Source organism: Microbacterium sp. zg.Y909 (genome assembly GCF_024626565.1).
Map to the genome: position 1 here is coordinate 1 of NZ_JANJFJ010000315.1, position 5,108 is coordinate 5,108.

The window sequence follows — 5,108 nt, forward strand, 5'->3', positions numbered from 1 at the left end:
GCGGGGCGAACTCGGGGTCCGGGATGAAGAAGTCCACGGCCTCGTCGCCGGCGTTGAACAGCACGAGGAAATGCTGGTCGCGGATGGGTTCACCGCGCCGGTCGCGCTCGCGGATGCCGTTGCCGTTGAGGAACATGCCGATGGCGCGGCCGAAGCCGGAGTCCCAGTCGTCCGGCTGCATGCGCGTGCCGTCGGGGCGCAGCCACACGATGTCGGGGATGGGCGCGCCCTCTTCCTGGCGCACCGGGCGGCCGTTGAAGAACCGGCTGCGCCGGAAGGCGGGGTGCTCGCGCCGCAGCCGGGCGAGAGCTGAGGTGAACTCCACGAGCGGCTGGTCCACGGCATCCCAGTGCACCCACGTCAGCTCGTTGTCCTGCGCGTAGCCGTTGTTGTTGCCCTGCTGCGTGCGGCCGAGCTCGTCGCCGTGCAGCAGCATCGGCACGCCCTGGCTCAGCAGCAGCGTCGCGATGAAGTTGCGCTGCTGGCGGGCTCGGGCCGTGAGGACCTCGGAGTCGTCGGTCGGGCCCTCGACGCCGAAGTTGGACGAGCGGTTGTGCGATTCGCCGTCGCGGCCGTCCTCGCCGTTGGCGTCGTTGTGCTTGTCGTTGTACGACACCAGATCGCGCAGGGTGAAGCCGTCGTGGGCGGTGACGAAGTTGATGGATGCCACCGGGCGCCGACCCGAGTGCTCGTACAGGTCGGCGGAGCCGGTGATGCGCGACGCGAACTCGGCCAGGGCCTGGGGCTCGCCGCGCCAGAAGTCGCGCACCGTGTCGCGGTACTTGCCGTTCCACTCCGTCCACTGCGGGGGGAAGTTTCCCACCTGGTAGCCGCCGGGGCCGATGTCCCAGGGCTCTGCGATGAGCTTGACCTGCGAGACCACCGGATCCTGCTGCACGAGCTCGAAGAACGCCGCCAGCCGGTCGACGTCGTAGAACTCGCGGGCCAGCGTCGCCGCCAGGTCGAACCGGAACCCGTCGACGTGCATCTCGAGCACCCAGTAGCGCAGCGAATCCATGATCATCTGCAGGGTGTGGGGGCTCCCGACGTTGAGGCTGTTGCCGGTGCCGGTGTAGTCGGTGTAGTACCGCTTGTCGTCGTCTTCGAGGCGGTAGTAGGCCTCGTTGTCGATGCCGCGCATCGACAGCATGGGTCCGAGGTGGTTGCCCTCTGCGGTGTGGTTGTAGACGACGTCGAGGATGACCTCGATGCCGGCGGCGTGAAGGGCCCGCACCATGCCCTTGAACTCCTGCACCTGCTGGCCGCGCTGACCGGTGGCGGAGTAGGTGTTCTGCGGGGCGAAGAACGAGATGGTGTTGTAGCCCCAGTAGTTCGACAGGCCCTTGTCCTGAAGGGTGGAGTCGTTGACGAACTGGTGCACCGGCATGAGCTCGATCGCCGTGACCCCGAGCTTCTTGAGGTGCTCGATGATGACCGGGTGCGCGATGGCACTGTAAGTGCCGCGGATGTCCTCGGGGATGTCGGGGTGAAGCTGGGTGAGCCCCTTGACGTGCGCCTCGTAGATGAACGACTCCGCATACGGCGTCTTCGGCTGCCGGTCCCCCGACCAGTCGAAGAAGGGGTTGACCACGACGCCCTTCATCATCTGCGCGGCGGAGTCCGCGTCGTTGCGGCCGTCCGGGTCGCCGAAGGGGTAGCTGAAGACCTCCTGGCCCCACTTCACCTGCCCGTCGACGGCCTTGGCGTAGGGATCGAGCAGCAGCTTGTTCGGATTGAAGCGCTTGCCCGACGCCGGGTCGTACGGCCCGTGCACGCGGTAGCCGTAGCGCTGGCCCGGCTGCACGTTGGGCAGATACGCGTGCCACACGAAGGCATCGACGTCGACGAGTTCGACGCGCGTCTCCTTGCCCCGATCGCCGAAGAGGCAGAGTTCGACGCGCTCGGCGCCTTCGCTGAAGAGCGCGAAGTTCGTTCCGTTACCGTCGAACGTCGCGCCCAGTGGATACGCAGAGCCTGGCCATGAATGCACGGGGCAACACTAGACCGACGAAAACTCCCCCCGGAGGACTTGACAAACGCACCCGCGCACCCCGGTTTGCTCAGGACGCCCCCTGGGGCGGCTGTCGCAGCAGCTCGATGCGTTCGGCGAGGTAGTCCTCGAGCGGCCGGTAGCCGCCCGCCGCGCTCCAGCGCACGCTGGGCACCCCGTCGCGCATCGCCAGAGGACCGGATGCCTCGCCCCGCGCGACGGCGTCGAGGTCGAGCATCCGCCATCCGATGTGCACGACCTCCCCCTCGGCGAACCCGCCTCGGAAGGCGGCCGCCTGTCGCTCCGCCCGCTCGCGCTGCGACTGGGCCGTGTAGCCGCGCCGCACCTCCTGCCGGGCGCGCACGATCTCTCCGATGGCCAGCACCGCGTCATCGGTTACGAGCAGCACTCCCAGGTGCCAGCCGTCGCCGACCGGCGTGACGCGGGGCGCGCGGGCGAAGCCGAGCACGCGCCGCACCGTGAGTGGCGATCCGAGGCGCTCGCGCGGTGCGCCGGCCAGGCGGCGGCGGGCGTCGGTGAAGACGTCGTGGACGGAGCCGGTCATGAGGGTGCCCCGCCCGCCTCGTCGAGGGCCGCCTGCGCCGTTTCGACGGTGCGCCGCGCGGCGCGCGCCGCGGTGGCCGCCTGCTCGCGCTCGATCTCTGCCGCCGCGACGGCCGACTGCGCGGTGGCGGCCTCGGCGCGGATGCGCTCGAGATCGGCGCGCAGGTCGGCCTCGCGCTCGGCGAGGTGATCCGCGCGCTCCCGCGCCTTCTGCATCGTCGCCTCGACGCGGGCGAGCCGACGGTCGGCCTCGGACGCCCCACGCTCCGCCTCGCGCACCGCCTTATCGGCCGCGCGGCGCGCCCGGCGCTGAGCCAGGTCGTCGCGTGGCGGGGCGGGGCGCTCCGCCACCCCCGGGATCGAGCCGCCCACGGCGTCGGTCAGATCCACCGGGTCCACCCCCGTCGCCGCCAGCGGGCGCACGAGGCGGCCCGTCATCACGGCGGCGGCCGCCGCCGGGTCGCGCACGGCCGCATCGATGGTCGATTCCACGTCCGAGGCGGCGGCGTCACTCACCGAGACGCCGCGATCCCGGGCGAGGTCGACCGCCTGACGCGACAGGGCGGCGACGAGGGCGCGGCGCTGCCGGCTCAGGCGGGTCATCTCCGCGGCATCCAGGTCGTCCTGCGCCTCGCGCAGCGCCGCGGCGAGGTCCAGCGCCTCCCCCAGCTGCCCCTCCTGGACGAGCAGGTCGACCGCGTAGGCGGCCACGGCGGGTTTGCGCAGGTTGCGCACGGCCTTCGCCAGTGGGAGCTCGGCCGCGGCGGCGCGCGCGTTGCGGGCAGCGGTGAACTCCGCCGGGGGCAGGGCGTACAGCTGCGCCGCCACGTCGTCGAGGTCCTCGTGCGCCACCCGCCCATTCTGCCCGGACGCGGGCGAGGCCGCTCAGACGGCGCGCATGTGCGGCGGGCGCGCCGGGCCGTGCAGCTCTTGGTGCAGGCGCTGCATCCGCTCATCGAGCGCCGAGGCGGAGTCTGCGGCATCCTTCAGCTCGGCCAGCAGCGAATCGGGCACCTGCCGGTCGTACTTGTAGTAGATCTTGTGCTCGAGGCTCGCCCAGAAATCCATCGCGATCGTGCGGAACTGGATCTCGACCGGCACCTGCACCGGGCCGGTCGAGAGGTACACCGGCACGGAGACGATCGCGTGCAGGCTCTTGTATCCGTTGGGCTTGGGCTCGGCGATGTAGTCCTTGACCGCCATCACGGTGATGTCCGGCTGCGCGGTGAGCAGGTCGAAGAGGCGATAGGCGTCGGCGCGGAAGCTGCAGGTGATGCGCACCCCGGCGACGTCGGTGATGTGTGCCCGGATGCTGTCGAAGTCGGCCTCGATGCCCTTGCGCGCGACCTTCGCCACCAGGCTGTCGGGGGACTTGACCCGGCTGCTCACGTGCTCGATCGGGTTGTAGTCGTGCATGTGCGAGAACTCCTCGCGCAGGATCGAGATCTTCGTCTCGACCTCGTGCAGACCGAAGCGGTACTCCAGGAGGAACCGCTGCAGGTCGTCGCGCAACTCCCGCAGCTGCTGAGCCGACAGGGACACGGGCTGCTCGCCCACCGGGATGGCCATGCCCCCGACCCTACGGGGCCGCCTGAGGCGTCTGCTGTGAACCGCCGCGTCAGCCGGCGACGAGCCCCGCCGCCTGCCGGGCGGCGCCGAGGGCGACGTACTCTCCGGGTGCGGGGGCCTCGACCGGCATGCCGAACACCAGCGGGGCGATCTCGCGCACCGCCTGCGACCGCGCACCGCCGCCGATCAGCAGGGCGCGCTGCGGCTCGACGCCCAGCCCACGCAGGGCATCGAGCCCCGCGGCCAGGCCCGAGAGCATGCCCTCCACTGCCGCCCGCGCAAGGTTCTCGCGGGTCGTGGATGCCAGCGTCATGCCGGTCAGCGACGCCGTGGCATCGGGCAGATTGGGAGTGCGCTCGCCCTCGAAGTAGGGCACGAGGGTCAGCCCGCCCGCCCCCGGCGCGGCGGCGAGCGCCAGTCGCGACAGCTCGTCGTGGTCGACGTTCAGCAGCCGGCCGATCGCGTCGAGCACGCGCGCGGCGTTCATGGTCGCCACCAGCGGCAGGAAGTGCCCGTCGGCCGAGGCGAAGCCGGCCACCGTGCCGGTGGGGTCCACCGTGCGCTCGGGGGTGACGGCGAACACCGTGCCGCTCGTGCCGATCGACACGACGACGTCGCCGGTGCGCGCGCCCGCGCCCAGAGCGGCCGCGGCGTTGTCGCCGGCGCCGGCACCCACGAGCCGGCCATCGGCGTCGGTCACGCTGTCGCGCGGCCCGAGCACGCGGGGCAGCACGACGTCGTGCCCGAGCGCGGCGACGAGCATCTCGCGGTCGTAGCCACCGGTCTCGGGGTCCCAGTATCCGGTGCCCGACGCGTCGGAGCGGTCGGTCACGAGCTCTTCGAGCACCGGGCCGAGGCGCGATTCGCCCGCCGGACCGAAGCCCCGCAGCCGCCAGGTGAGCCAGTCGTGCGGGAGGGCGACGGCCGCCACGCGGGCGGCGTTGTCGGGCTCGTGGTCGCGCAGCCACCGCAGCTTGGTGATGGT

At 71.6% G+C, this 5,108-nt stretch carries 5 protein-coding genes; all 5 read right to left on the reverse strand.

Annotated features, from left to right (window positions below; genetic code table 11):
• Nucleotides 1-1,990, reverse strand: a 1,990-nt coding sequence (glgX, locus tag NQ160_RS17970) for a glycogen debranching protein GlgX (protein WP_257516502.1), incomplete at its 3' end; no start/stop codon positions are given.
• 70 nt (nucleotides 1,991-2,060) lie between these two features.
• The gene (locus NQ160_RS17975; RefSeq protein ID WP_257516503.1) at nucleotides 2,061-2,555 is read right to left on the reverse strand and encodes a glutaminase; all 495 of its coding nucleotides are present in this window, start codon (nucleotides 2,553-2,555) and stop codon (nucleotides 2,061-2,063) included.
• Entirely contained in the window at nucleotides 2,552-3,406 is an 855-nt protein-coding gene (locus tag NQ160_RS17980) for a transposase (protein WP_257516504.1), read from the reverse strand. The genes NQ160_RS17975 and NQ160_RS17980 overlap by 4 nt, the downstream gene beginning before the upstream one ends.
• 33 nt (nucleotides 3,407-3,439) lie before the next feature.
• Nucleotides 3,440-4,123 (reverse strand): GTP pyrophosphokinase, encoded by a 684-nt coding sequence (locus tag NQ160_RS17985; RefSeq protein ID WP_257516505.1) that lies wholly within the window; start codon nucleotides 4,121-4,123, stop codon nucleotides 3,440-3,442.
• Between the two features lie 49 nt (nucleotides 4,124-4,172).
• On the reverse strand, nucleotides 4,173-5,108 hold a 936-nt coding region (locus NQ160_RS17990; RefSeq protein WP_257516506.1), incomplete at its 5' end, for an FGGY-family carbohydrate kinase.